Origin of the sequence: Actinomyces timonensis, assembly GCF_040702965.1 — a bacterium.
Taxonomy (GTDB): domain Bacteria; phylum Actinomycetota; class Actinomycetes; order Actinomycetales; family Actinomycetaceae; genus Actinomyces; species Actinomyces timonensis_A.
Genome location: NZ_CP159989.1, coordinates 2,097,502 through 2,122,430 on the forward strand (window position 1 = coordinate 2,097,502; position 24,929 = coordinate 2,122,430).

At 71.5% G+C, this 24,929-nt stretch carries 18 protein-coding genes and 2 pseudogenes; 14 read left to right on the plus strand and 6 right to left on the minus strand.

Going from position 1 to position 24,929, the window contains the following annotated elements:
- The first annotated feature begins 126 nt into the window (after positions 1-126).
- Positions 127-1,188, plus strand: a complete 1,062-nt coding sequence (gene disA, locus ABXS69_RS09135) for a DNA integrity scanning diadenylate cyclase DisA (RefSeq protein WP_366180352.1) — start codon at positions 127-129, stop codon at positions 1,186-1,188.
- 25 nt (positions 1,189-1,213) lie between these two features.
- Here disA and ABXS69_RS09140 read toward each other — a convergent pair whose 3' ends face one another.
- The 5 genes from ABXS69_RS09140 to ABXS69_RS09160 form a co-directional block, all read right to left on the minus strand.
- Positions 1,214-1,723, minus strand: a complete 510-nt coding sequence (locus tag ABXS69_RS09140) for a hypothetical protein (RefSeq protein WP_366180353.1) — start codon at positions 1,721-1,723, stop codon at positions 1,214-1,216.
- Positions 1,720-1,971: a hypothetical protein gene (locus tag ABXS69_RS09145; RefSeq protein ID WP_366180354.1), complete on the minus strand. Its 252-nt coding sequence runs from the start codon at positions 1,969-1,971 to the stop codon at positions 1,720-1,722. The genes ABXS69_RS09140 and ABXS69_RS09145 overlap by 4 nt, the downstream gene beginning before the upstream one ends.
- 839 nt (positions 1,972-2,810) lie before the next feature.
- Positions 2,811-3,827, minus strand: coding sequence for an A/G-specific adenine glycosylase (locus ABXS69_RS09150; protein ID WP_366180355.1), 1,017 nt, complete (start codon positions 3,825-3,827; stop codon positions 2,811-2,813).
- 162 nt (positions 3,828-3,989) lie between these two features.
- Entirely contained in the window at positions 3,990-4,625 is a 636-nt protein-coding gene (locus ABXS69_RS09155) for an amino-acid N-acetyltransferase (RefSeq protein WP_366180356.1), read from the minus strand.
- A 23-nt stretch (positions 4,626-4,648) separates the two neighbouring features.
- Positions 4,649-4,792, minus strand: a complete 144-nt coding sequence (locus ABXS69_RS09160; protein ID WP_366180357.1) for a hypothetical protein — start codon at positions 4,790-4,792, stop codon at positions 4,649-4,651.
- A gap of 105 nt (positions 4,793-4,897) precedes the next feature.
- Here ABXS69_RS09160 and tkt point away from each other — a divergent pair, with 105 nt between their 5' ends.
- The gene (gene tkt / locus ABXS69_RS09165) at positions 4,898-6,985 is read left to right on the plus strand and encodes a transketolase (protein ID WP_366180358.1); all 2,088 of its coding nucleotides are present in this window, start codon (positions 4,898-4,900) and stop codon (positions 6,983-6,985) included.
- A 92-nt stretch (positions 6,986-7,077) separates the two neighbouring features.
- Here tkt and ABXS69_RS09170 read toward each other — a convergent pair whose 3' ends face one another.
- On the minus strand, positions 7,078-8,091 hold the full coding sequence (locus ABXS69_RS09170) for a sugar-binding domain-containing protein (protein ID WP_366180359.1): 1,014 nt from the start codon (positions 8,089-8,091) through the stop codon (positions 7,078-7,080).
- A 237-nt stretch (positions 8,092-8,328) separates the two neighbouring features.
- On the opposite strand from ABXS69_RS09170, the gene ABXS69_RS09175 reads away from it, so the two are divergent.
- The 12 genes and pseudogenes from ABXS69_RS09175 to ABXS69_RS09230 all read left to right on the plus strand — a co-directional run bounded on the left by ABXS69_RS09175 (position 8,329) and on the right by ABXS69_RS09230 (position 24,748).
- Positions 8,329-10,098, plus strand: a complete 1,770-nt coding sequence (locus tag ABXS69_RS09175; RefSeq protein WP_366180360.1) for a glycerol-3-phosphate dehydrogenase/oxidase — start codon at positions 8,329-8,331, stop codon at positions 10,096-10,098.
- 109 nt (positions 10,099-10,207) lie between these two features.
- Positions 10,208-10,972 (plus strand): MIP/aquaporin family protein, encoded by a 765-nt coding sequence (locus tag ABXS69_RS09180; protein ID WP_366180361.1) that lies wholly within the window; start codon positions 10,208-10,210, stop codon positions 10,970-10,972.
- Positions 10,973-11,046: 74 nt separating this feature from the next.
- Positions 11,047-12,573 (plus strand): glycerol kinase GlpK, encoded by a 1,527-nt coding sequence (gene glpK, locus ABXS69_RS09185; protein WP_366180362.1) that lies wholly within the window; start codon positions 11,047-11,049, stop codon positions 12,571-12,573.
- A gap of 266 nt (positions 12,574-12,839) precedes the next feature.
- Positions 12,840-13,244, plus strand: a complete 405-nt coding sequence (locus ABXS69_RS09190; RefSeq protein WP_366180363.1) for a metalloregulator ArsR/SmtB family transcription factor — start codon at positions 12,840-12,842, stop codon at positions 13,242-13,244.
- A complete protein-coding gene (locus tag ABXS69_RS09195) occupies positions 13,237-15,183 on the plus strand; it encodes a cation-translocating P-type ATPase (protein WP_366180364.1) in 1,947 nt (648 codons plus the stop codon). Before ABXS69_RS09190 ends, ABXS69_RS09195 begins: the two co-directional genes overlap by 8 nt.
- Before the next feature lie 251 nt (positions 15,184-15,434).
- The gene (locus ABXS69_RS09200) at positions 15,435-17,129 is read left to right on the plus strand and encodes an L-lactate permease (protein ID WP_366180365.1); all 1,695 of its coding nucleotides are present in this window, start codon (positions 15,435-15,437) and stop codon (positions 17,127-17,129) included.
- Positions 17,130-17,498: 369 nt separating this feature from the next.
- Positions 17,499-18,296 (plus strand): (Fe-S)-binding protein, encoded by a 798-nt coding sequence (locus ABXS69_RS09205; RefSeq protein ID WP_366181587.1) that lies wholly within the window; start codon positions 17,499-17,501, stop codon positions 18,294-18,296.
- A pseudogene (locus ABXS69_RS09210) lies at positions 18,293-19,847 on the plus strand (LutB/LldF family L-lactate oxidation iron-sulfur protein). The gene ABXS69_RS09205 and the pseudogene ABXS69_RS09210 overlap by 4 nt, the downstream one beginning before the upstream one ends.
- A complete protein-coding gene (locus ABXS69_RS09215; RefSeq protein WP_366180366.1) occupies positions 19,847-20,497 on the plus strand; it encodes an LUD domain-containing protein in 651 nt (216 codons plus the stop codon). The pseudogene ABXS69_RS09210 and the gene ABXS69_RS09215 overlap by 1 nt, the downstream one beginning before the upstream one ends.
- Positions 20,498-20,675: 178 nt before the next feature.
- Positions 20,676-21,518 carry a DeoR/GlpR family DNA-binding transcription regulator gene (locus ABXS69_RS09220; protein ID WP_366180367.1) on the plus strand — a complete coding sequence of 281 codons (843 nt, stop codon included), beginning with the start codon at positions 20,676-20,678 and terminating at the stop codon, positions 21,516-21,518.
- 332 nt (positions 21,519-21,850) lie between these two features.
- Positions 21,851-23,173: an RbtT/DalT/CsbX family MFS transporter gene (locus tag ABXS69_RS09225; protein ID WP_366180368.1), complete on the plus strand. Its 1,323-nt coding sequence runs from the start codon at positions 21,851-21,853 to the stop codon at positions 23,171-23,173.
- Between the two features lie 122 nt (positions 23,174-23,295).
- Positions 23,296-24,748: pseudogene (locus tag ABXS69_RS09230) on the plus strand (mannitol dehydrogenase family protein).
- Positions 24,749-24,929: the final 181 nt, after the last annotated feature.

Here is a 24,929-nt window from a genome sequence, read left to right on the forward strand (position 1 = left end):
GGAACCCGTGGTCTTCAACACCTTGCCGGGGCGGGCCCCCGCCCCGGCACTACGATGGCCGAGGATCAGCCACGACAGCACCGCTCACCCATTGAGCATTGAGCGAGCGCCCGACCAGGAGCACTGATGAGCGATACGAGCAGTCTCATGCGTGAGACCCTCTCCCTCGTCGCCCCCGGCACCGAGTTGCGCGCCGGCCTGGAGCGCATCCTGCGCGGCCGCACCGGCGCGATCATCGTCATCGGCTACGACGAGACGGTCGAGGAGATCTCCTCGGGAGGCTTCCAGATCGACGCCCAGCTCTCCGCGGCCCGGCTGCGCGAGCTGTCGAAGATGGACGGCGCGGTCGTCATCGACTCCACCGCGACCCGCATCCGCCGCGCCAATGTCCAGCTCCTGCCCAGCGCCTCGATCGAGACCTCGGAGGCGGGCATGCGCCACCGGACCGCTGAGCGCGTCGCCCGCCAGACCGGGTACCCGGTGATCTCGGTGAGCCAGTCAATGCAGATCATCTCCTTGTACATCGACGGCAAGCGCCGCGTCATCGAGCCCAGCGAGTCGATCCTGGCCCGCGCCAACCAGGCCCTGGCCACCCTCGAGCGCTACACGACGCGCCTGTCCCAGACGACCTCCGGGCTCAACGCCCTGGAGATCGAGGACATCGTCTCCGTCCGCGACGTCACCAGCGTCCTCCAGCTGCTTGAGATGGTGCGGCGCATCGCCTCGGATATCGAGGGCTACGTCCTCGAGCTCGGCACCGACGGCCGCCTGCTCGACCTGCAGCTCGAGGAGCTCACGCGCGGCCTCATGGCCGAACGGGACTTCCTCCTGGCGGACTACCTGCCCGATGGCCTGGAGGTCGCCACGGTGGACGCGCGATTGAAGTGGGTGGGCTCGCCCGCCCTGCTCGACCTGGCCATGGTGGCCCGCTCCATGGGCCTGGGGGGCCCGGACGGCCAGGAGCTCGACGCCGCCATCTCCCCGCGGGGCCTGCGCCTGCTGTCCAAGATCCCGCGGCTGCCGCTGGTGGCGATCCGCGCCGTCGTGGACCACTGGGGGTCCTTGCAGGGGATCCTCGGGGCGTCGAGCGAGGAGATCGAGGCCGTCGAGGGCATCGGGCCGCGTCGCGCCCGCACCCTGCGCGACGGCCTGAGCCGCCTCGCCGAGGTCTCCCTCAACGAGCGCTGAGGCGCGGCACTCGCGAGCAGCCGCGTCACTTGACGACGAAGACCCTCTCGTCACCGAGATTGGCGTCGCCCAGGCGCAGTTGGAGCTTGTAGACGCCGGTCGTGGCGACGTCCCCGTTGGACTGGGCGGGGGCCAGGGGCGAGGCCGACGGCGTCGGGGTGGCGGCGGGGTCGGTGCTGGCACCGGGAGCAGCGCTCTGAGAAGCGCTCGGTTCCACGGCGGGATCCTCGGAGGGAGTCGCGCTGGGCGATTCCGAGGCAGTGGTGGTGGGCGTCACCATTGCGCCGGTGGCGGTCGCCGTCGGGGCGGCGGGGGCGCACTCGGATCCACTGCGCCGCCCGTCCCAGGTGATGGTGGTGGAGGCCGAGGCGCCGGGCTTGAGGAGGAGCTGGCGGCTGTCGGCCGACGGCGAGCAGGTGTCCGATGCCCACACCGGGTTTCCCCCGGAGGTGATCGAGGCGCCCAGCGACTGGCCGCCCAGATCGAGGAGGCAGGCGTCGGCGCCGTTGTTCGTCGCGGTGACCTCGACGCTCATGCCCGCACCGGGGGCGACTTCCTCCGGAAGCCGACCGAGACGCCGAGGGCGTCGACCGCGCAGGCCTGCGGGGCCGGGTAGGGGGTGACCGTCCGCTCGGCGGCCTGCTGGCGGTCCTGCTCACGAATCTGGTCCCGGACGGCGTAGGCGCCCTGGACGATGCCCACGACGATCGCCAGCAGGAGAAGGACGACAGCACCCAGCAGGAGGAGCCGGCGCAGCCAGTACCGGGGCTGGGGAGGCGGCACGGGGCGCTGGCCGGGGGCCCCGCGCGGGCCCCGCGGGCCTCCCCCGCCATTCACCGCTCCGCGCCCGGCGCCGCCCCGGGGGCTCCCACCGGAGCGCTGCCCGGAGGCCCTGGTCGCTGAGGATCGGGCCGAGCTCGCCGATCGCGGGCCCGAGGCTCTTGGGCCCGCGGATCGCGAGGAGGAGGCGCGAGGCGAGGCGGGTCCCGGGGCATTGTGGCCCTGGGAACGGGAGGCGAGGGAGGCGAGCATCCCCCTCACGGCGCCCATGACGCCCGCGCGCGGATGACGCTGGGTGCTCAGGGCGTTGGCCGTGCGGTCCAAGCGCCCTTCGCGCGGTCCCTGGCCGGGCGCAGGGGCGGACCGGCGGCCCTTGGCGCGCCCCGCGGCAGTGCTCGCGCGCTGGGAGGAGGATGCCCGACGGCGCTTGGGATCAGAGCCGGACCCGGCGCGCCCGCCCCCTCTGCCGGTGGCTGAGGAGGCCTGCTGCCCCGAGGAGGATCCCCGCGACGGGGATGACGAGCCGGGCGCGCGCCCGCTCCTGGCCCCTCGGCCCGAGGGACGCGCCGAGCCCGGGGGGCGTGGTCGGCCGCTCCTCCGACCCTTGGCCGCGCCACCGCTGCTTCCACCGCCCCCTCCGCGTCTCTGTGCCATGCGGCCGACTGTACCGCCCGGATCCCACCCCGCCCGCGAGCGCCCCACCCAGCCGGCCGCGTGTCCCGGGCTCCTCGCGCGCCGACCGGGAATCCCACGACCCGCTCCACCGCGCCAGGGTCGACTGCTCATATGCGCTTCTCAGGTCACGCCCTTCAGCGTGGCCCTCCTCACCCGCCGCGCCTCGCTCACGGCAGGCGATAGGTGGCGCCGGCGTCGTCGGTGGCGATGAGGCCATCGGCCAGGAGGCCCGCCAGTGCTCGAGCGGGCTGCCCGGCATCGGCGCTCCCCCGCCTGGCCGCGCGCGCGGCGGCGAGCAGCGCCTCGGCGACGACGCCCCGCCCCTCGGGCGCCTCCCGCAGGGCCGCCATGACCAGGCCCCGCGCCTGGCGGTCCGTGCCCGCCCAGGCCTGGGTCCTACGCCGTCCCGCATGCGCGTCGCCGGGACGCCCCGCGGCGAGCCAGGCGCAGCGCCGGCTCCAGGGGCAGGCCCCACAATCCGGCTCACGCGCCACGCACACCAGCGCCCCCAGCTCCATGACGGCCACGGACCACTGGGCCGCCGTCGCGTCGTCACGAGGCAGGAGGTGCTCGGCACGCTCGCGCTCAGCGCGGCCCAGATGAGGGGCGGGCAGCGCCTCCCCGCCGACGCTGCGGGCCAGGACCCGGCGCACGTTCGTGTCCAGGGCGAGGGCGCGGCGCCCATGCGCGAAGGCCATCACGGCGCCGGCCGTGTACTCCCCCACGCCGGGCAGTGCCAGGAGGAGGTCGCGCTGGGCGGGCAGCGCACCGTCGTACTCAGCGACGACGGCGTCAGCGCACTCCTTCAGGCGCAGGGCCCGGCGGGGGTAGCCCAGGCGGCCCCAGACCCGAAGGACGTCGGCGGTGGGGGCGGCAGCGAGCTCGGCGGGACCCGGCCAGCGGCGCTGCCACTCCTGCCAGGCCGGGACCACTCGGGCGACGGGGGTCTGCTGACTCATGACCTCGCTGACGAGAATCGCCCAGGGCGATGTGCCGGGACGGCGCCAGGGCAGGTCACGGGCGTGGAGGCGGTACCAGGCGATGATCTCCGAGGCGGCGCCGTCTCCTCCAGCGGCCCCGGAGGGACAACCCGCGCTGCCGGTGCCGCTCTTGGGGCTCCCAGCACCATCTGGGGCCTGGGCCATCCCGCGGCTCAGGGCGCCCGATCCTCTTGCTCCATCCACTCGTGCCTCCTGGCGCGCATCGTAGCGGCCAGGCGGCCGTGAGCCGGGCACCGGAGTCCTCGCGACGGGCCGCCGGAACGCGTCGGGTTCGCGGACGCGCCCCCGCGGGACGTACACGGCCACGCCGCGCGTTGGGGATCGCGGTCAGGGCCCGGCAGCGGATCAGAGCTCCAGGAGCATCCGGGTGTTGCCCAGGGTGTTGGGCTTGACCCGGGCCAGATCGAGGAACTCGGCGACGCCGTCGTCATGGGAGCGGACGATCTCGGCGAAGGCGTCGGTGCCCACGGGCGTCCCCGTGATCTCCTGAAAGCCGTGGTGGCTGAAGAAGCCGACCTCAAAGGTGAGGCAGAACAGGCGCTTGAGGTCCAGGGAGCGCGCCCGGATGATGAGGGCGCGCAGCAGCGCCGAGCCCACGCCGCGCCCCTTGAAGCGGGGGTCGACCGCCAGGGTGCGGATCTCCGCGATGTCATCCCACATGACGTGCAGCGCGCCGCAGCCCACGATCCGCCCCGGCTCGATGCCCGTGGGGCGCGCGGCCCCCGGGGCCGGGGGCAGCTCGGCGACGGTGAACTCCTGGACGTCCTCGAAGTAGGTGATGAGGTCCTTGGCGACCAGGATCCGCCTCTCGGCGAAGGGCCGGGCGAGCTCGGCGATGGCGCGCACGTCCGCCGGGCGAGCGGGCCGCAGGATCGGGAGGCTCCATCGCTCAGCCGCCGGGCCGCCCGGCGCGGCGCCCGGCCCACTGACTGGGGTGGGCGCCTGAGCGCGGGAGGGCTTGGGCTCTAGCACAGGGGTCACCGATCCAGCCTACCCAGCCCCGATCAGCGCGCCAGGATCGCGGAGGCCGTGGATGAATCGGTGACGACAGCGGTGGCGAAGCCGACGGCGAGGGCCACGCGCATCGGCAGCGCCTTGTCCGGCCCGTGGCCCGATCCGTCGGCCCGGCCCGGCGGGCCCTCGCACATATGAGCGGCGCGGCGCTGGCTCCCGGCGCCTCGGCGTGCTTCGTTAGTGTGTGAATCGACAACCGCACGAGCCCAGCCCGGGGACCGCCGTCCTAGGAGGAACGCATGACCGCACCCGCACTGTTGACCGACCTCGACCTCAAGGCCATCGCCGTCTCCAAGGCGCTGGCGGCCGACGCCGTCGAGAAGGCCGGATCAGGGCACCCCGGCACCCCCATCTCCCTGGCCGGCGTCGCCTACCTGCTCTATCAGAAGGAGATGGCCGGCGATCCCGCCGACCCCGCCTGGCTGGGCCGCGACCGCTTCGTGCTGTCCATCGGGCACGCCTCGCTGCTCCAGTACATCCAGCTCGCCCTGGCCGGCTACGGCCTGGAGATCTCCGACATCGCCGCCCTGCGCACATGGGGCTCCCTCACTCCCGGCCACCCGGAGTTCGGGCACACCGCCGGCATCGAGACCACCACCGGGCCGCTGGGCGCGGGGATCGCCAACGCCGTGGGCATGGCCATGTCCGCGCGCAGGGAGCACGGGCTCTTCGACGCAGCCGCCCCGGCCGGCCAGTCCGTCTTCGACCACTACGTCTACACGATCGTGGGCGATGGCTGCCTGCAGGAGGGTGTGGCCTCCGAGGCCGCCTCCCTGGCGGGCACCCAGCAGCTGGGCAACCTCATCGCCATCTACGACGACAACGACATCTCCATCGAGGGCGACACCGACATCGCCTTCACCGAGGACCCCTCCGCCCGCTTCGCCGCCTACGGCTGGCAGGTGCTCGACGTCGACTGGAAGGCCGGCGGCCAGTACCGCGAGGACTACGACGCGCTGCACGCCGCCCTCGTCCAGGCGCGCGCCGAGACCGCCCGGCCCACGCTCATCCGCCTGCGCACGATCATCGCCTGGCCCTCACCCACCAAGCAGGGCGATGAGTCCTCGCACGGCGCCAAGCTCGGCGCCGAGGAGGTCGCCGGCCTCAAGCGGGCCCTCGGGCTCGACCCGGAGGCCGACTTCCAGATCCCGTCCGAGGTCCTGGAGCACACCCGCGCCCAGGCCGCCGAGCGCGCCGCCGCCCTGCGCGCCGACTGGGACCCCCGCTTCGCCGCCTGGCAGGCCGCCGCCCCCGAGGGCTCCGCGCTGCTGGAGCGCCTGCGCGCCGGTCGGCTCCCCGAGGGGCTGGACGCCGCCCTGCCCCGCTGGGAGCTCGGCGACTCCGTGGCCACTCGATCCGCCTCCGGCAAGACCCTGAGCGCCCTCGCCCCCGTGGTGCCCGAGCTGTGGGGCGGCTCGGCGGACCTGGCGGGGTCGAACAACACGACGATGGCCGGGCAGCCCTCCTTCCTCCCGGCATCGCTGGCGGTGGGCCAGGGCGACGGCCCCTACGGGCGCACCATCCACTTCGGGGTCCGCGAGCACGCGATGGGCTCGATCCTCAATGGCATCGCGCTGGATGGCCTGACCCGTCCCTACGGCGGCACCTTCATGGTGTTCTCCGACTACATGCGCCCGGCCGTGCGCCTGGCCGCGCTCATGGGCATCGGCTCGGTGTTCGTCTGGACGCACGACTCCATCGGCGTGGGCGAGGACGGCCCCACCCACCAGCCCATCGAGCACCTGGCGGCCCTTCGGGCCATCCCGGGCTTCGCCGTCGTGCGGCCCGCGGACGCCAACGAGACCGCGGCCGCCTGGGCGGAGATCCTGCGCCGCCGCGAGCCGGTCGGCGTCGTCCTGTCGCGCCAGAACCTCACCGTGAGCGCCACCCCCGAGGCGGCCGCCGAGGGCGTGCGCCGGGGCGCCTATGTCCTGGCCGACGCCGTCGACGCCTCCGGGGAGCCGGCCGATCCCGCCGTCGTCATCATCGCCACCGGCTCCGAGGTGCGCGTGGCCATGGACGCGCGCGAGCGCCTGAGCGCGGAGGGGACGCCGACCCGCGTCGTCTCCGCGCCGTGCCTGGAGTGGTTCGCGGAGCAGGACGAGGCCTACCGCGCCTCCGTGCTGCCCGCCGGCGCCGTGCGGGTCTCGGTGGAGGCCGGCATCGCGATGGGCTGGCGCGAGATCGTGGGCGACTCGGGGGCGATCGTGTCCCTCGACCACTACGGCGCCTCAGCACCGGGAGCGCTCCTGTTCAAAGAGTACGGCTTCACCGGTGAGCACGTCTCCGGGGTAGCCGCCCAGGCCCTCGCCCGCGCCCGGGCCTGACGCCCCTCCGAGACCGGTCGAAAATAGGAGCGAAACCGGTTCGCGAACCGGTTTCGCTCCTATTTTCGACCGGTCTCGGACATAGGGGGAGGCTATGAGGCGGAGGCCAGATCGAGGACGGCGCGCGCGGTGGCGTCGTCGACGACTAGGTCCGTGGCCACCCGCGCCCGAAGCGCCGCCAGCAGGGCGGGCGCCTTCGCCCTCCCCGCCACCACGCACAGGCGCCTCGGGATGCGCGCGAGCTGGGCCGGAGTGGGGCCGGTGGCCCGCGCGTTGAGGGCGATATCGCTCCAGGATCCGTCGGCGCGCAGCAGCACGGTGCACACGTCGCCCACCACCCGCTCCCGGCGCAGCGCCACGCGGTCGGCACGGCTGACGTGCCCGCCCTCGTAGACCTGCGAGGGCAGGACGCCCTGGACCACTGACCCGACGCCGAAGACCGCCAGGTCGGCGCTGCGCGCCAGCGCCAGCACCCGGCGCACGGAGCGCTCGGACCACATCGCTTCGCGCGTGGCCACATGATCGAAGAAGGCGGGGACGGGGAAGGCCACCACGCGCGCGCCCAGCGCGTGGCCCACCCGCGTGAGCACCTCGCCGGCGCTGGGACCCATCTCCATCGGATCCGTGGCGCCGTTGAGCTGGACCACGGTCGCCCCCGGAACCTGCCGCGTCGGCAGTGCCGTGCTCACCTCGGACATGGTGGTCCCCCAGGCGACGCCGACGACGACGCCCCGGCCGCCCGCTCCCAGCGCCCCCTCGGCGCCACCCGTCTCGGCGCCATCGGCGTCGGCCCCCACCGGCGCCCCAGAGGCGCGCCGCCCAGCCGACTCGGCGGCGAGCTCGACCATCCGGGCAGCGGCGACGCCCGCGACCTGCTGGAGCCGATGGATCTCAGTGGCGCCCTCGCGCACGGGCACGATCTGGGCGCGCACGCCGAAGAGGGAGGCGAGTCTCCCCTCGATGGAGCCGGCGCCCCCGGGCTGGGAGACCTCGATGCGCACGATGCCCGTCGCCCTGGCGCGGTCCAGGAGCCGGGAGACGGTCGAGCGCGACACCCCCAGGTGGTGGGCGATCACCTCCATGGTCTCGCCCTGCACGTAGTACATCGACGCCGCCTCATAGGCCCGCAGCAGCGCGGGCTCTCGCCAGAACTGTTGGAATTCCGGAAAGAATCGGAGCTCCGAGTGGTCATGTTCCTCCGCTTCACACCCCCGCGCTGCACGTTCGTGCAGCGCACTTGCCCATTCTCTCATAAGCCTCGACGATGTGTCCCAGGGAACAACCGCCGCCCTGACAGCCGCGCCCGAGACGCAGCCGCTCACCGTCGAGACCGAGGAGCCACCATGTCACGCCCAGCACCCGCACCGGCACCACTGAGATCCACAGCCCTCAACCGGGAGCAGCGCGTCGAGGCGCTCGCCGCCCTGTCCGCGAACGGCCCCACCGACGAGCCCCTCGACGTCCTGGTCATCGGCGGTGGCGTCACTGGCGCCGGGATCGCCGTCGACGCCGCTTCCCGCGGCCTTCGCACCGGTATCGTCGAGATGGGCGACTGGGCCTCCGGCACGTCGTCATGGTCCTCCAAGCTCGTCCACGGAGGCCTGCGCTACCTCTACCAGGCGAACTTCGCCCTCGTTCACGAGGCCCTCACCGAGCGCGGCCGCCTCCTGACCTCCAACGCACCCCACCTCGTCAAGGCCCAGCCCTTCCTGTGGCCGCTCAAGCACCACTACGAGCGCACCTACTCCGCCGTCGGCGTGGGCATGTACGACGCCCTGGCCGTCGCCGGCGCCCGCGGGCACAAGACCGTGCCCATCCAGAAGCACCTGGGCAAGAAGGGCACCGCCGCCATCGCCCCCGCGCTGGACACCAGCCACCTGGCCGGCGCCATCCGCTTCTACGACGCCCGCGTGGACGACTCGCGCCTGGTCATCGACCTCGTGCGCACCGCCGTCGGCCTGGGCGCCCATGCCGCCAACCGCACCCGCGTCACCGGCTTCCTCAGGGACGGCGACCGAGTCACCGGCGTGGTCGCCACGGACCTCGCCGCCGGTGAGGAGATCGAGATCCGCGCGACCCGCACCATCAACGCCACCGGCGTGTGGACCGAGGAGGTCCAGGACATGGCCACCACCGAGGGCGGCCTCAAGGTGCTGGCGTCCAAGGGCATCCACATCGTCGTGCCCAAGACCGCGATCGACGCCGAGACCGGCATCTTCCTGCGCACCGAGAAGTCTGTGCTCTTCATCATCCCGTGGCCCGAGTACTGGGTCATCGGCACCACAGACACCCCCTGGACCGAGGACGTTGCCAAGCCCGTGGCCACCAGCGCGGATATCGATTACGTCCTCGAGCACGCGAACTCCGTGCTCACCCGCCCGATCCGCCGTGAGGACATCATCGGCGTCTACGCTGGCCTGCGCCCGCTGCTCCAGCCCCGCCTCAAGCCGGGCGCCAAGGCGGCCTCCACGAAGGTCTCCCGCGAGCACACCGTCACCCGCGTGGCACCCGGCCTGACCGCCATCGCCGGCGGCAAGCTGACCACTTACCGCGTCATGGGCGTCGACGCCGTCGACCACGCCCTGGGGGAGGCCCTCGCCCACGCCCACCCCAGCCGCACCGAGAACCTGCCGCTCGTGGGGGCCGAGGGCTACGAGGAGCTGGCCGGCCGCGCCGCCCGGCTCGCGGCGGCGCGCGACTGGACGCTGGCGCGCATCACCCACCTCCTGGACCGCTACGGCGACGAGACCGCCGACATCCTCGAGCTCATCGACGCCGACGCCGCGGCCGAGGACTCCCAGCGCCTGGGCGAGCCCCTGACCGGCGCGCCCACCTACCTGCGGGCCGAGGTCGCCTGGGCCGTCACCCACGAGGGCGCCGAGCACCTCGAGGACGTCCTGCTGCGCCGCGTGCGCCTGGACGTCTCCCACCGCGACCGCGGCCTGTCCGCGGCCGAGGAGATCCTGGGGATCATGGCGCCCCTCCTCCATTGGTCTGACAAGGACGCCGCGAGCGAGCTAGCCTCCTACGCCAAGAGGGTGGAGCAGATCGCCGCCGCCGAGACCGAGACAACCGACGCCGACGCGGTCGCCAGGGTCACCCGGCCTATCTGATCAGCGCGCGCCCGCCCGGGTGAGCGGGCGCGCACCCCTCCCCCCAGTCCCTCTCCCCGTCCCTGATAACCCTCTCATGGCACGCTGACGTGCAGAAAGTGATTCCTCCATGACCCTCACTCAGATCTTCTTCTCGGAGTTCCTCGGAACTGCGATCCTCCTCCTGCTCGGTGGGGGCGTCGTCGCGACGAACCTGCTGCCCAAGTCCAAGGGCAAGGACGGCGGCTGGCTCCTCATCAACTGGGGGTGGGGCCTGGCGGTGTTCGCCGGCGTCTACGTCGCCTACAGCACCGGCGGCCACCTCAACCCTGCGGTGACGATCGCGAAGGCCGTCGGCCACATGTTCGACTCCAGCGTCACGCTCAACGGCCCGGAGCTGGGCGCCGGTGGCATCGCCGTGACCGCCACGAACGTGCTCGTCTATATCGTCGCCCAGTTCCTGGGCGCCTTCGCGGGCGCCGTCCTGTGCTGGCTGACCTTCAAGCAGCACTTCGACGAGGACTGCGACCCGGCCCTCAAGCTCGGCGTCTTCTCCACCGGCCCTGAGATCCGCTCCTATGGCTGGAACACCCTCACCGAGGCCATCGGCACCGCTGTCCTGATCATCTGGGTCTTCGTGTCCGGTCACACGCAGAGCGCCATCGGCCCCCTCGGCGTGGCCCTCATCATCGTCGGCATCGGCAACTCGCTCGGCGGCCCGACCGGTTACGCCATCAACCCCGCCCGCGACCTCGGCCCGCGCGTCGCGCACGCCGTCCTGCCCATCAAGGGCAAGGGCGGATCCGACTGGGGCTACTCGTGGGTCCCGGTGGTCGGCCCGATCCTGGGCGCCGTCGTCGCCACGGTGCTCGTCTTCGCCTCCGGCCTCGCCTGATCCTCTCCCGGGGCGGCCCCGCCCGGGGCCGCCCCGGCACCCGTCCCCCTCACAAGGAAGTGAAAGGAATCCCCATGACCGAGAAGAAGTACGTCCTCGCCATCGACCAGGGCACGACGTCGTCGCGCGCCATCCTGTTCAACCACTCCGGTGAGATCGTCTCCGTGGGCCAGAAGGAGTTCACGCAGATCTTCCCCAACCCCGGCTGGGTCGAGCACGACCCCGTGGAGATCTGGGAGTCCGTGCGCTCCGTCGTCGCCGACGCTCTGCAGAAGGCGGAGACCAACCGCCACGAGATCGCCGCCGTCGGCATCACGAATCAGCGCGAGACCACGATCGTGTGGGACCGGAACACGGGCAAGCCCGTGTACAACGCCCTCGTGTGGCAGGACGTGCGCACGGGGGACATCGTCCGGGAGATCGCCGACGGCGACCCGCTGGGCACCGAGCGCTACCGCCAGATCACCGGTGAGAACGTCTCCACCTACCCCTCGGCCACGAAGATCAAGTGGATCCTCGACAACGTCGAGGGCGCCCGCGAGCGCGCGGAGGCCGGCGACCTGCTCTTCGGCACCCCGGACACGTGGGTCCTGTGGAACCTCACCGGCGGGATCAACGGCGGCGTCCACGCGACCGACGTCACCAACGCCTCGCGCACCCTCCTCATGGACGTGCGCACCCTGACCTGGCGCGAGGACATCTGCGCCGACTTCGGCATCCCGACCTCCATGCTCCCCGAGATCAAGTCCTCCTCCGAGGTCTACGGGTACGGCCGCAAGAACGGCCTGCTGGTGGACACCCCGATCTCCGGGATCCTCGGCGACCAGCAGGCCGCGACCTTCGGACAGGCCTGCTTCGAGGAGGGAATGGCCAAGAACACCTACGGCACCGGCTGCTTCACGCTCATGAACACCGGCACCGAGCCTGTCTTCTCCTCCAACGGCCTGCTGACCACCGTGCTGTACAAGCTCGGCGACGAGGCCCCGGTCTACGCCCTGGAGGGCTCGATCGCGGTGGCCGGCTCCCTGGTGCAGTGGCTGCGCGACAACCTCGGCATGATCTCCACCTCCTCGGAGATCGGCGAGCTCGCCGCGAGCGTGGAGGACAACGGCGGGGTGTACTTCGTCCCGGCCTTCTCCGGCCTGTTCGCCCCCTACTGGCGCGACGAGGCCCGCGGCGCGATCGTGGGTCTGACCCGGTACGTCACCAAGGGCCACATCGCCCGGGCGGTCGAGGAGTCGACGGCGTTCCAGTCCGCCGAGGTGCTCGACGCCATGAACGCCGACGCGGGCGTGCCGCTCAAGGAACTCAAGGTCGACGGCGGCATGACCCACGACGACCTCCTCATGCAGTTCCAGGCGGATATCTCGGGCTGCGACGTCGTGCGCCCCTCGGTGGTGGAGACGACGGCTCTGGGCGCGGCCTACGCCGCCGGCCTCGCGGTGGGCTTCTGGGCCTCCACCGACGACGTCATCGCCAACTGGCAGGAGGGCAAGCGCTGGACGCCGTCGATGGACGCCTCCGAGCGCGACCGCGCCTACCGCCTGTGGAAGAAGGCCGTGACCCGGACCTTCGACTGGGTGGACGAGGACGTCAAGTAACCGCCCCCTGATCGGCCGGCCCTGCTGTCCCTGCCGGCCCCCGAGGCCCCTGGCGCCCGCGCGCCGGGGGCCTCGACGCACCCTCGGCCCCGAGATACCGTCCCATCCCGCTGTTGCGCCCTCATTCTCGCAGTTCGAGGGCGCAAGGCCGGGCCGAGACGGTAGGAGCGGGCCGAGACGGTATCTCGAGGCGGGAGCACGACCGGGCCGAGGGAGCACGGAACCGCCCCCTTGCGCACAGCCCGTCGCCTCCCTATCATTTAAGCGTGAACGCAAACGCTAAACTCTCGCTCGTGCGCGACGACGGCGCCGTCCCGCGCCCCGCCATGAGCGACGCCGAGACGCAGGAGACCGCCGAGCTCGCGGCCGAAGTCTTCTCCCTGCTCGCCGATGCCACGCGCATCCGCATCATCGCCCTGCTGGAGGAGGAGGGGGAGCTCTCCTCCGGCGTCCTGGCCGAGCGCACCGGCCGCAGCGCCGCCGCCGTCTCCCAGCACCTGGCCAAGCTCCGCCTCGGGCACGTGGTCGCCTCTCGCGGCGAGGGCCCCCGCGTCTATTACCGACTCATCGACGAGCACGCCCGCATCCTCGTGCGCCAGGCCGTCTTCCAGGCCCAGCACGTCACCGGGAACCTGCCCGCCGACCACCAGGTCGGAGTGGATCATGATTGAGACGGCCCTCGAGCGTGCCGAGCCCTCGCCGCGCCCTCGGCACGATCCGGCATCCTCGACTCCCCCTCCCGCCGAGGCGGCTGAGTCGCTCCTCGACCGGATCGAGACCGCCGACGCCGCTCGCGTCATCCTCGTCGCCGTCGGCGCCCTTGCCGCCTGGATCGCCCGCCTGGCGGGCGCGCCGGGATGGGCGCTGGCGACCATCGGCACCGTAGTCCTGGCGGTCGGATGCTGGCCCATCGCCATCGAGGCCTGGGGCGACCTGCGCGAGCGGCGCATGAGCATGGAGCTGTCCATGCTGCTGGCCATCGCCGCGGCCGCCATCATCGGGCAGTGGGGGACGTCCCTGCTCATCGCCCTGTTCGTCCTGGTCGCCGAGATCCTGGAGGACCTGTGCATGGAACGGGGGCGCGACGCGCTCACCGGCCTCATGACCTTCCTGCCGCGTACGGCCCGCGTCATCCTCGACGGTGAGGAGCGCGAGATCCCCCTCGACGACCTCGCCCCGGGCCAAGTCATCGCCCTGCGCCCCGGCGGGAGGGTCCCTGCCGACGGCATCGTGCGCAGGGGCAGCGCCGACATCGACCAGTCCCGGATCACCGGGGAGTCCATGCCGGTGGCCGTGGGTGCGGGCGATCCCGTGCCCGCCGGCTCGATCACCCAGGGCCCCCTCGAGCTCGAGGTGACGAAGACGGGGGAGGACTCCTCCTTCGGGAGGATCATCGCGGCCGTGCGCGCCGCGCAGGACAGCCGCGCCCCCGTCCACCGCCTGGCGGACGTGCTCGCCGCCCGCATCGTCTACCTGGCCCTCAGCCTGGCGGTCATCACCCTGCTGGTCACGCGGGACACCCAGGCCACGATCTCCGTCATCATCGCCGCCGGGGCCTGCGGCGTCGCGGCCGGCACGCCCCTGGCCGTCCTGGCCGCCATCGCTCGGTGCGCGCGCACCGGCGCCTTCGTCAAGGACGGGGCGCATCTGGAGGTCCTGTCCGCCGTCGACACCGTCGTGCTGGACAAGACCGGCACGCTCACCACTGGCGCGCCGCGCGTGGTCGCGCTGCGCCCCGCCGACGGCGGCCCGGGCGCCGAGGAGTCCATGCTCCGCCTGGCCGCGGCCGCGGAGTGGAACACGGAGCACCCCATCGGGCGGGCCATCGTCGAGCGGGCCCGCGAGCAGGGCCTGGCCATCCCCTCGCCCGAGTCCACCCGCTACACCCCCGGCATGGGGGTCGAGGCCGTCATCGGGGGACGGCGAGTGAGGGTCGGCCGCCTCGACGCCGATCAGGCCTCCAGCGGGCTCGCCGGGCTGGCGGGCCCCGCGGCGGACCTGCCCGCGGGCACCACCGCCGTCCAGGTCGTCGTCGACGGCGCCACCGCGGGGATCATCCTGGTGGCAGACGAGCTGCGCGAGGGATCGGCGCTCATGGTCTCCCAGATCCGGGACATGGGCATCGACGTGCTCATGCTCACCGGGGACGCGCCGTCAACGGCAGCGAGGATCGGGGCCGAGCTGGGCCTGGCCCCCGAGCGGATACGCGCCGGGCTGCTGCCCCACGACAAGGACGCGATCATCGGCGAGCTGCGCGCGGCGGGCCATCGCGTGGCGATGGTCGGCGACGGCATCAACGACGCCCCCGCCCTGTCCGCCGCCGACGTGGGCATCGCCATGGGCTCGGGCACGGACGTGGCCCGGGAGGCGGGGGACATCGTCCTGGTGGGCTCCGACCCGCTCTCCCTGGCGCGCACGATCCGCATCGCACGCAGGGCCCGGCGGATCATCATGGCGAACTTCATCGGGACCATCGCCGTGGACGCCGTCGCCATGGGGCTGGCCGCGGCGGGCATGCTGGGCCCGATCGCCGCCGCGCTCGCGCACGTGGGCTCCGAGAGCGCCTTCATCCTCAACTCCGCGCGCCTGGCGCCCGGTCCCCGGCGCTGAGCGACGGCGGGCGGGACTCGGAGCGCCTCCCGACGCGGGGCTCATCAGCCCGCCCGCTCACCGGCATCCCCGGCTCGCGCCGCGCGCCGGGGATGTCGGGTACTCTCGCCTAGGACGTTCGTCCACTTGCCGCGCCGGCGACTCGGCGCGGCAGGATCCGCCCCTTTCCGGGCCTTCGGATGGCGCGAGGCACCACGCCCGCCCCATCTCGCAGGCCCGATAGCTGACCAGCAACGACGCCGGAGGTCCTCATGGCACCAGCCTTCCCCACCAGCGCTCTCCCAGCGGTCCTCGCGACGGGCTTCACGCCGTCGACGAGCGCCGTCGGGAACAGTGTCTACCTGACCGCCCTCGTGGGACTCGTACCCCTGGCGTCCTTCTTCATCCTCATGGGGGCCTTCAAGGTCAAGACCCACTGGTGCGCGCTCATCTCACTGGGGATCTCCATGGCCATCGCCCTCTTCTTCGGGATGCCGGTGGTCCTGACCGTCATGAGCGCCACCCAGGGCGCCGTCTTCGGCCTCATGCCGATCATCTACATCATCATCGCGGCCGTGTGGCTCTACAACCTCACCGAGTCCTCCGGGCGCAGCGCCGACCTCAAGGCGATCTTCAACGTCATCGGCAAGGGCGACCAGCGCGCCCAGACGCTCATCATCGCCTTCTCCTTCTGCGGACTCATGGAGGGGCTGGCGGGGTTCGGCGCGCCCGTGGCCATCACCTGCGCCCTGCTGGTGAGCCTGGGGCTGCCCAAGATCAAGGCGGCCGTGGCCGCGATCGTGGGCAACGCGATCAACGTCGGGTTCGGCGCCATGGCCATCCCCGTGACCACCGCCAGCCAGCTGGGCGGGGAGGACCCCGTCGAGGTCGCCACCCGCATGGGACACCTCACCTGGATCTTCGCCGCCTTCATCCCCCTGATCCTGCTGCAGATCATCGACGGAATGCGGGGCATCAGGCAGCTGTGGCCGCTGGCGATCGCGATCGGCCTGGCCACCGGCGCGGGGCACTTCCTCGTCTCCTCGAGCTCGTACGAGCTGACTGCCGTGGCCGCCTCCCTGCTGGGCCTGGCCGCCGGCTACGCCTTCCTTCTCGTGTGGACCCCGACCACGCCCGAGGAGTTCCGCACCTTCGTGGCCGAGGAGGACAAGCCCGACGGCGCCCGCGTGGGGCTCGCCCTGCTGCCCTACGTGCTCGTCGTCATCATCATCGCCACCACCAAGCTGTGGAGGCTCGGCGTGGACCTGCCCGCGGTGCTGAAGTCCAAGGACCTGCCGATCCACTGGCCCGGGGTCCACGGCCAGTTGCTGGGCGCTGACGGGCAGCCCTCGCCGTCGGGCACTTACACCCTTCAGATCCTGTCCAACCCGGGCACGTGGATCTTCGTCACGGGCATCATCGTGGCCATCGTCTACGGCACGTTCTCCTCCGGCGGGCGGTACCGCACGAGCGTGGGCGCCATGTTCGCCGTCCTGCCCAAGACGATCCACAACCTGCGCCTGGCGATCCTGACCATCACCGCGGTCATGGCGCTGGCCTACGTCATGAACTTCTCCGGCCAGACCACGGCGATCGGCGCGGCCCTGGCGTCGACCGGCGCCTTCTTCGCCTTCCTCGCCCCGATCCTGGGCTGGGTGGGCACCGGCGTGGCGGGATCGGCGACATCCGCCGGCGCCCTGTTCGCCAAGCTCCAGGCCACAGCCGCCCAGGGGGCCGGTCTCGACGCGCGCATCCTGCTGGCGGGCAACACGATCGGCGGCGGCCTGGGCAAGATCATCTCTCCGCAGAACCTGGCGGTGGCCTCCACCGCGATCGACGAGCCCGGGTCGGACGCCGAGATCCTCAAGAGAGTGGCGCCCTACTCGATCGGCCTGCTGCTCCTCCTGTGCGCGCTGATCTTCGTCGGCTCACAGGGCTGGCTGGGCGCCTACATGCCCATCCGCTGAGCCGCTCGAGGTGGCGCCCAGCGCCCCTCGCCCGCGCTCGGCCCGGCCCACCTCCTCAACCGCCCCCTCGCGCCACCCGCGCGAGGGGGCGGTCCCATTGGGGCCCACCGAAGAAAACATCACTACACACGTTCGTAATATCCGGCGCGCGGAGAGCTGCCGCCACTGACGCGGCCACCGCTCTCAACCGACGCCCACCCAACGACGGCGCCGAGTTTCCGCAGCACACCAAGGGTCACTGCACCCACCGCACCCCGCCCGGCACGACCTCCCGGGCATCACGGTCACCGGGGCAGGGACGAAGGCCCTAGGGTGGGAGCGACATCGGACAACGACGCCGCGAAACAAGAAGACAGGGAGGTCCTCATCGTGCGTATCGCGCTCTTCGCGACCTGCATCGCGGACACCATGTTCCCGCAGGCGCCGCAGGCGACCGTTACGCTCCTGGAGAGGCTCGGCCATGAGGTCGTCTTCCCCAAGGGGCAGGTCTGCTGCGGCCAGATGCACGCGAACACCGGGTATTTCAAGCAGGGCGCCAAGCTCATCCGCAACCACGTGGAGACCTTCGAGCCCGTGCTCGACGGCGAGTGGGACGCCATCGTCGTCCCCTCGGGCTCCTGCACCGGGGCCACGCGCCACGAGCAGGCCCTCGTGGCAGAGCACGTCGGGGACCACGACCTGGCCAAACGGGCCGATGCCGTCGCCAAGCGGACCTACGACCTGTCCGAGCTGCTCGTCGACGTCCTCGGCCTGACCGACGTCGGGGCCTACTTCCCCCACCGCGTCACCTACCACCCCACCTGCCACTCGATGCGCATCGCGAAGGTCGGGGACCGCCCCTACACGCTGCTGCGCGCCGTCGAGGGCATCGACCTCGTCGACCTGCCCGACGCGGACGTCTGCTGCGGGTTCGGCGGCACCTTCTCCATGAAGAACCATGAGGTCTCCACGGCGATGCTCACCGACAAGGTCGCCAATGTGAAGGCCACCAAGGCCGAGATCCTGTGCGCGGGAGACTACTCCTGCCTCATGCACATCGGCGGCGGGCTGTCCCGCTTGAACTCCGGGGTGCGGATCATGCACCTCGCCGAGATCCTCGCCTCGACGAAGGACGCCCCCTTCATCGGCAACGTCGCCTTCCAGGCGGATGCGGAGGTGGCCCGATGAGCCAGACATTCCTGGGCATGCCCGCGGGTGCGGGCCAGCGCCCCGAGGCCCGCCCCCACACCGGCGGCTGGGTGACCAGCGTGGACATCCCCGAGGACCCGCTGCGCTGGGGCAACACCTTCACCAAGGGCGCCCACCGCACCCTGCAGAACACGCAGATGCGCCGCAACCTGGGTCACGCCACCCGCACCATCCGGGGCAAGCGCGCCATGCGCGTGGAGGAGATGCCGGACTGGGAGGACCTGCGCGACGCCGCCTCCGCCGTCAAGAACGAGGTGATGAGCAACCTGCCTGAGCTCCTGGAGCAGTTCGAGGCCAACGTGACCGCCCGGGGCGGGATCGTCCACTGGGCGCGCGATGCCGCCGAGGCCAACGCCATCGTCACCGAGATCATCAAATCCAAGGGCGTCGATGAGATCGTCAAGATCAAGTCGATGGCCACCCAGGAGACCAACCTCAACGAGCATCTCAAGGCCGAGGGGATCTTCGCCAACGAGACCGACCTCGCCGAGATGATCGTCCAGCTCGCCGACGACATGCCCTCGCACGTCGTCGTCCCGGCCATCCACCGCAACCGCTCCGAGGTCCGTGGCATCTTCCTGGACCGCATGGGCGATGCCCCGAAGGACCTGTCCGACGATCCCAAGGAGCTGACGGCCGCGGCCCGCGCTCACCTGCGCAAGAAGTTCCTCCACGCCAAGGTGGCCGTCTCCGGCACCAACATGGGCGTGGCGGAGACCGGCACCGTCTCCGTGTTCGAGTCCGAGGGCAACGGCCGCATGTGCCTGACCCTGCCGGACACGCTCATCACCCTCATGGGCATCGAGAAGCTCGTCCCCCGCTTCCAGGACGTCGAGATCTTCTCCCAGCTCCTGCCGCGCTCGGCCACCGGTGAGCGCATGAACCCCTACACCTCCATGTGGACGGGCGTCACCGAGGGTGACGGCCCCCAGGAGTTCCACCTCATCCTCATGGACAACGGGCGCACCAAGGCCCTGTCCGACCCGATCGGTCGCGAGGCGCTGCACTGCATCCGCTGCGGCTCGTGCATGAACATCTGCCCCGTCTACCAGCACACGGGCGGTCACGCCTACGGATCGGTCTACCCCGGGCCCATCGGGGCGATCCTCACGCCCCAGCTGACCCAGGGCCTGTCCGACGACGATCCGGTCCACACCCTGCCCTACGCCTCCACCCTGTGCGGCGCCTGCGGCGAGGTCTGCCCGGTCAAGATCGACATCCCGACGATCCTCGTCCACCTGCGCGCCAGGACCGTCGACGTCAAGCGCAAGATCCTCCCCGATATGTGGGACGTGGCCATGGGGGTGACCACGCCGGTCATGAAGAGCGGCAGGGTGTGGGCCACGGCCACGAAGGCCATCAAGGCCACGCGGCTCATCGACCGGGACGGCAAGATCGGCTCCCTGCCCTTCCCAGCCTCGATGTGGACGGGCACCCGCGACTTGCCCGCCGCCCCCGCGGAGAAGCTTCCGCGAGTGGTGGAGGCGCACGCACCCGCAATCGACCGCGAGCAGCAAGGAGGCCAAGTGATGGACGCCCGCAGCGTGATCCTCTCGCGCGCCCGGGAGGCGATCTCCCGCTCCCAGACCGCCCCGGCCGCGCCCGTCCCCCGCACCTACACGCGCGTCGGCGCCAACCCGCCCGGATCCGAGCCCGTCGTGGCCGAGATGGTGGAGAAGCTGGAGGACTACAACGCCGTCGTGCGGGTGGAGGCCGAGGACGCCGGCATCCTCGACGCCATCGACGCCCTCCTGGCCGACGCGACCACCGTCGTGGTTCCCGCAGGGCTCCCGCAGGCCTACAAGGAGGCCGCCGCGAGGAACGGCCGGACCGTCCGCGAGGACTCCCGCCAGGATCCGATCCCGACGCTCGAGCTCGACGGGATCGACGCCGTCGTCACCTGCTCGCGCACCGCGATCTCGCTGTCGGGCACGATCTGCCTCGACGGCGAGCCCGACCAGGGGCGCCGCGCCATCTCCCTGGTGCCGGACCGCCACGTCATCATCTTGGAGCGCGAGTCGATCCAGCCCACGGTGCCGCAAGCCGTGGACATCCTGGGCGAGAACCCGACCCGTCCGGCGACCTGGGTCGCTGGCCCGTCGGCCACCAGTGATATCGAGCTCATCCGCGTCAACGGCGTCCACGGGCCCCGCAACCTGGGGGTCGTGATCGCGCACTGACCGCGGGGCCGGACGCGATCCGGCCCCGCCCAAAGCCCCACTGCCCGGGATGTTCACCCTCGGGCAGTGGAGAATCGGAGGCCCCGGCGCTCATCCCTGTCCCAGAGGGCGCCGGGGCCTCCGAGCCCATCCCCCGAGTCCCTCCCATGCCGCTCGCTGACATGCCACGATGGAGGACATGGGCATTGAGGTCACAGCGGATCCGTCGCATCTCGCGGGCAGACGGCCCCTCACGCCAGGTGGGCAGCACGAGGAGCGGTTGGGCGCGCCCGAGCGGCGCAAGGCGATCCTCGCCCATCTCCGGGCCACTGGCGAGGTGGCCGTGTCCTCCCTGCCAGGCCTCTTCGGGGTCTCCGTGGAGACCATCCGGCGCGACCTGCGCGAGCTCGAGGACACTCACGCGATCACCCGTTCCTACGGGCGCGTGAGGATCGCTGAGGCCTCCAATTTCGAGTCGACCCTGACCTACAGGAAGGAGCACCTGGCCGATGAGAAGGAGCGCATCGCCCAGGCCGCCGTCGATCGGCTGGGCGCGGCCGACACCGTCTTCCTCGATGAGGGCTTCCATCCGCTCCTCGTCGGCCGGTCCCTGCCCACGGACAGGGATCTGACGATCATCACGGCCTCCCTGCCCACGGCCCTGGAGATGTGCGAGCGCCCTCGCGCCACGGTGATCGTGCTGGGCGGCAGGGTGCGCCACGTGACCGCCGCCAGCGTCGAGCGGTGGGCCACGAGGATGCTGCGCGACATGCAACCGGATTTGGCCATCATCGGCGCCAACGGGGTGAATCTGGACGGCTGGCTCACCACGCCCCACGCCTCCGTGGCCGAGGTCAAGGAGACGGCGCTGTCCGTGTCCCAGCGGGCGCTGTTCGTGGGCTCGCATACGAAATTCGCGCGCTCCACCCTGTGCCGGTTCGGCCACGTGCGCCAGTTCGAGCGCGTCATCACCGGCACCGAGCTGCGCTCGTCGACCGCCCGCCGGATCATCGACGCCGGGGGGCGCCTGGATCGGGTCTGATCACGCCCCACTCAGCGACGCTCCACGAGCGCTCGCCCCCTTCGGGCAGGACCGGCCGGTCCTGCCCGGATCCGCGCCCCGCGGTGAATCGGGCGCCGATCCGGTCGCCAACGGTCACTCGGGCGACGCGAACCGGTCAGCCGGGCGCGTCACCGGGCCCGCTCAGCCGCGCCAGCGGGATCGACGCGCCTGTGGGCCCCCACTGGTGAATCGGCCATCGGTGATCCCCGACCGGTCACTCCCAGGCACCCTCGTTTTGGCCATGCTGGAGCCGTCAGAACGATCTGACACGACATCCAAGACAACGCAGTCCCCGTCGAAACGAGCATTGAATGCCTCACTCCAATCCTGTTATCGCAGCGATCCAGAAGACCGGATTCCCCACCAATCTCGCCCTCGGCTTCCTCGGCGTCGTCATCTTCGTGATCGGCGATGGGATCGAAGCCGTGTGGATCACGAACTACTTCTCCTCCGACGACGTCGGGTTCACGGTGGCGCAAGGGTCCACCATCGTCTCCTTCTACGGCGTCATCGTCGCGATCGCGGCGTTCCTGTCCGGGGCGCTGTGCGATGCCCTGGGATGTCGAGCGGTCATGCTCACCGGCCTGATGTCCTTCCTCGTCTTCGACGCCCTGTTCATCCTCGTCGGACTCCCCAGCCACTCGATGCCCCTCGTCCTGCTGTTCTACGGGCTACGCGGGTTCGGCTACCCCATGTTCGCCTACGGCTACCTCACCTGGACCATGATGGTCACGCCCCCGGAGCGCCAGTCCTCGGTCTCCGGCTGGTTCTGGTTCGCCTTCTCCCTGGGCATGCAGTTCCTCGGCTCCTACCTCTCGAGCTTCTTCCTGCCGGCCATCGGCCATATCGCCACTCTGTGGGCCGGGTGGATCCTCGCGGCCATCGGCGGCATCATCACGATGCTGTTCCTGCGCCTGCACCCCTCGGCGACGCAGACCGCGGGGGTCTCGATCGCCAATTCGGTCGGCTCGGCGGTGTCGGTCCTCTGGCGCTACCCCAAGGTGTCGATCGGCGGCATCGTGAAGATCATCAACCTCTCCGGCCAGTACGGGATGCAGGCCTACTACGTCGTCTACCTCCACAAGGTGTTCGGGATGCCGGAGTCCCGGGCCATCCTCGAGTTCTCCGTATTCGGCCTGGTCGCGATCATCGGTGACGTGTTCTGGGGCGTGGCCGGCGACAGGATCGGATGGAGGAACACCCTGCAGTGGGCGGCCACCCCGATCACTTTCGCCTCCCTGGTGTACATGTACTTTATCCCGATCATCGCAGGACCGAACTTCTTCCTCATCGCGATCGGCACCGCTGGTATCGGCATCGGCCTGAGCGCGCACGTGCCCACCACTCCCCTGCTCGTGGCCCACGCGCACGGCGAGACCGGCAATGCCCTGGCCATCCTCAACCTCGGCGCCGGGCTGGGAGCATTCGTCGGCCCTGCCATCGTGACCGTGCTCCTGGGCGACGAGAGCACCGCGCAGGGCTACTTCTGGCCCGGGATGGCACTGGCCTTCATCTACGCCGTCTCCTTCCTGCTGTGCTTCGCCCTCAAGCTGCCCGGCAACGCGCGGATCCTCCACTCGGCGCCCGCGCTGTCCGACAAGCCGGAGGAGGGGGCGGGCCACGCAGCCGCCTGACGGCTCCCCGCGCCCATGGGCGCCGCCGCGCGGCCGGCGCATGGGCGATTCACCGACAGCCGCCGGGCGACGAGCGCCCCTATCTATCGCCGGATGACCACCACCGACTCAAGGAGAGAACCATGACCACCAGCCTCGCCGACTCGCCCCTGGCCCCCGCCTACGACCGCTCGGCCATCACCACCGGGATCGTCCACTTCGGCGTCGGGGGGTTCCACCGCGCTCACCACGCCATGTACGTGGACCGCCTCATGCGCGAGGGCAAGGCGCTGGACTGGGGCATCTGCGGCGTCGGGCTCCTCCCGGCCGACGCCGCCATGCGCGACGCCCTGACCAGCCAGGACACCCTTTACTCGCTCACCCTCAAGCACCCCGACGGACATCTCGAGCCTGCGATCATCGGCTCCATCCACCGCTACCTGTACGCGCCCGAGGCCCGCGCGGAGGTGCTTGACGCGCTCACCGCGCCAACCACGCGGATCGTCTCCCTGACCGTCACCGAGGGCGGCTACAACATCGACGACGCCACCGGCGCCTTCCGTGCCGACGCCGAGGGGGCGGTCCGCGACGCCGCCAACCCCGGTGAGCCGACGACGGCCTTCGGCTACATCGTGGAGGCACTGCGCCGTCGCCGTGAGGAGGGCACCGCCCCGTTCACGGTCATGAGCTGCGACAACCTGCCCGGCAATGGGAAGGCGGCCCGCGCCGCCGTCGTCTCCCAGGCCCGGATGAGCGACGCGGAGCTTGCCGACTGGATCGACACGAGCGTCTCCTTCCCCAACTGCATGGTGGATCGGATCACCCCCCGCACCACCGATGACGACATCGCCCTGGTGCGCTCCGAGCTCGGCGTCGACGACGCCTGGCCGGTCGTGGCCGAGCCCTTCACCCAGTGGGTGCTTGAGGACGAGTTCCCCGCCGGGCGCCCCCCGTACGAAGAGGTCGGCGTGCAGATGGTAACCGACGTCGTCCCCTACGAGCTGGTGAAGCTTCCGGCTGCTCAACGCCTCCCACCAGGCGCTGGCGCACTGGGGACGACCGCTGGGGATGACCTATGGGCACGAGGCCGCCGCCGACCCGCAGATCGCCGCGTGGACCCGCGCCTACCTGGAGCGCGAGGCCCTGCCGACGCTGCGCCCCGTGCCGGGCATCGATCTGCCCGCCTACGTGGACTCCCTGTTCGAGCGCTTCACGAACGCCGCGATCGCCGACACCCTGGCGCGCCTGGCCTTCTTCGGCCCCTCGGGCATGCCCAAGTTCGTGCTGCCCACGATCCGGGAGAACCTTGAGGCGGGCCGCTCCATCCGCCTGGGCGCGGCGCTGTGCGCCGCCTGGGCCTGGTGCGCCGAGGGCGTCGACGAGGCCGGCAAGCCGATCCCGGACGCCCGGGACCACCTGGAGGGCTACGGGCAGCGCCAGCGCGACGGCGAGGAGGACGCCTTCCTGAGCAACGATGACGTCTTCTCCGGCCTGGGCGCCGACGAGCGGTTCCGCTCCGCCTTCCTCGCCGAGCTCGCTGCCATCAAGGAGCAGGGCGCGCGCGCCCGGATGGAAGCCGCTCTCAACGAGGGCTGAACCGCGGCCGCACGCCCCAGAAGCGCTCCCAGAGCGCGATCCCCGTGATCGGGCCCGTCAACGATATCGGAGGCCCCGGCGCCCTCCCTGTCTCGGAGGGCGCCGGGGCCTCCGCGCCACAGCAATCGCATAGGTAAGGCTTGCCTTGCTATTTCAGCCGCTGCGGAGCATACTTCGGCGT

Excerpts from the sequence above, each read along its gene's own strand:
- disA (WP_366180352.1), top strand. The coding sequence starts at position 127 with ATGAGCGATACGAGCAGTCTCATGCGTGAGACCCTCTCCCTCGTCGCC.
- ABXS69_RS09140 (WP_366180353.1), bottom strand. The coding sequence starts at position 1,723 with ATGAGCGTCGAGGTCACCGCGACGAACAACGGCGCCGACGCCTGCCTC.
- ABXS69_RS09160 (WP_366180357.1), bottom strand. The coding sequence starts at position 4,792 with ATGTGCGAGGGCCCGCCGGGCCGGGCCGACGGATCGGGCCACGGGCCG.
- tkt (WP_366180358.1), top strand. The coding sequence starts at position 4,898 with ATGACCGCACCCGCACTGTTGACCGACCTCGACCTCAAGGCCATCGCC.
- ABXS69_RS09170 (WP_366180359.1), bottom strand. The coding sequence starts at position 8,091 with ATGTACTACGTGCAGGGCGAGACCATGGAGGTGATCGCCCACCACCTG.
- ABXS69_RS09175 (WP_366180360.1), top strand. The coding sequence starts at position 8,329 with ATGTCACGCCCAGCACCCGCACCGGCACCACTGAGATCCACAGCCCTC.
- ABXS69_RS09180 (WP_366180361.1), top strand. The coding sequence starts at position 10,208 with ATGACCCTCACTCAGATCTTCTTCTCGGAGTTCCTCGGAACTGCGATC.
- glpK (WP_366180362.1), top strand. The coding sequence starts at position 11,047 with ATGACCGAGAAGAAGTACGTCCTCGCCATCGACCAGGGCACGACGTCG.
- ABXS69_RS09195 (WP_366180364.1), top strand. The coding sequence starts at position 13,237 with ATGATTGAGACGGCCCTCGAGCGTGCCGAGCCCTCGCCGCGCCCTCGG.
- ABXS69_RS09200 (WP_366180365.1), top strand. The coding sequence starts at position 15,435 with ATGGCACCAGCCTTCCCCACCAGCGCTCTCCCAGCGGTCCTCGCGACG.
- ABXS69_RS09215 (WP_366180366.1), top strand. The coding sequence starts at position 19,847 with ATGGACGCCCGCAGCGTGATCCTCTCGCGCGCCCGGGAGGCGATCTCC.
- ABXS69_RS09220 (WP_366180367.1), top strand. The coding sequence starts at position 20,676 with ATGGGCATTGAGGTCACAGCGGATCCGTCGCATCTCGCGGGCAGACGG.
- ABXS69_RS09225 (WP_366180368.1), top strand. The coding sequence starts at position 21,851 with ATGCCTCACTCCAATCCTGTTATCGCAGCGATCCAGAAGACCGGATTC.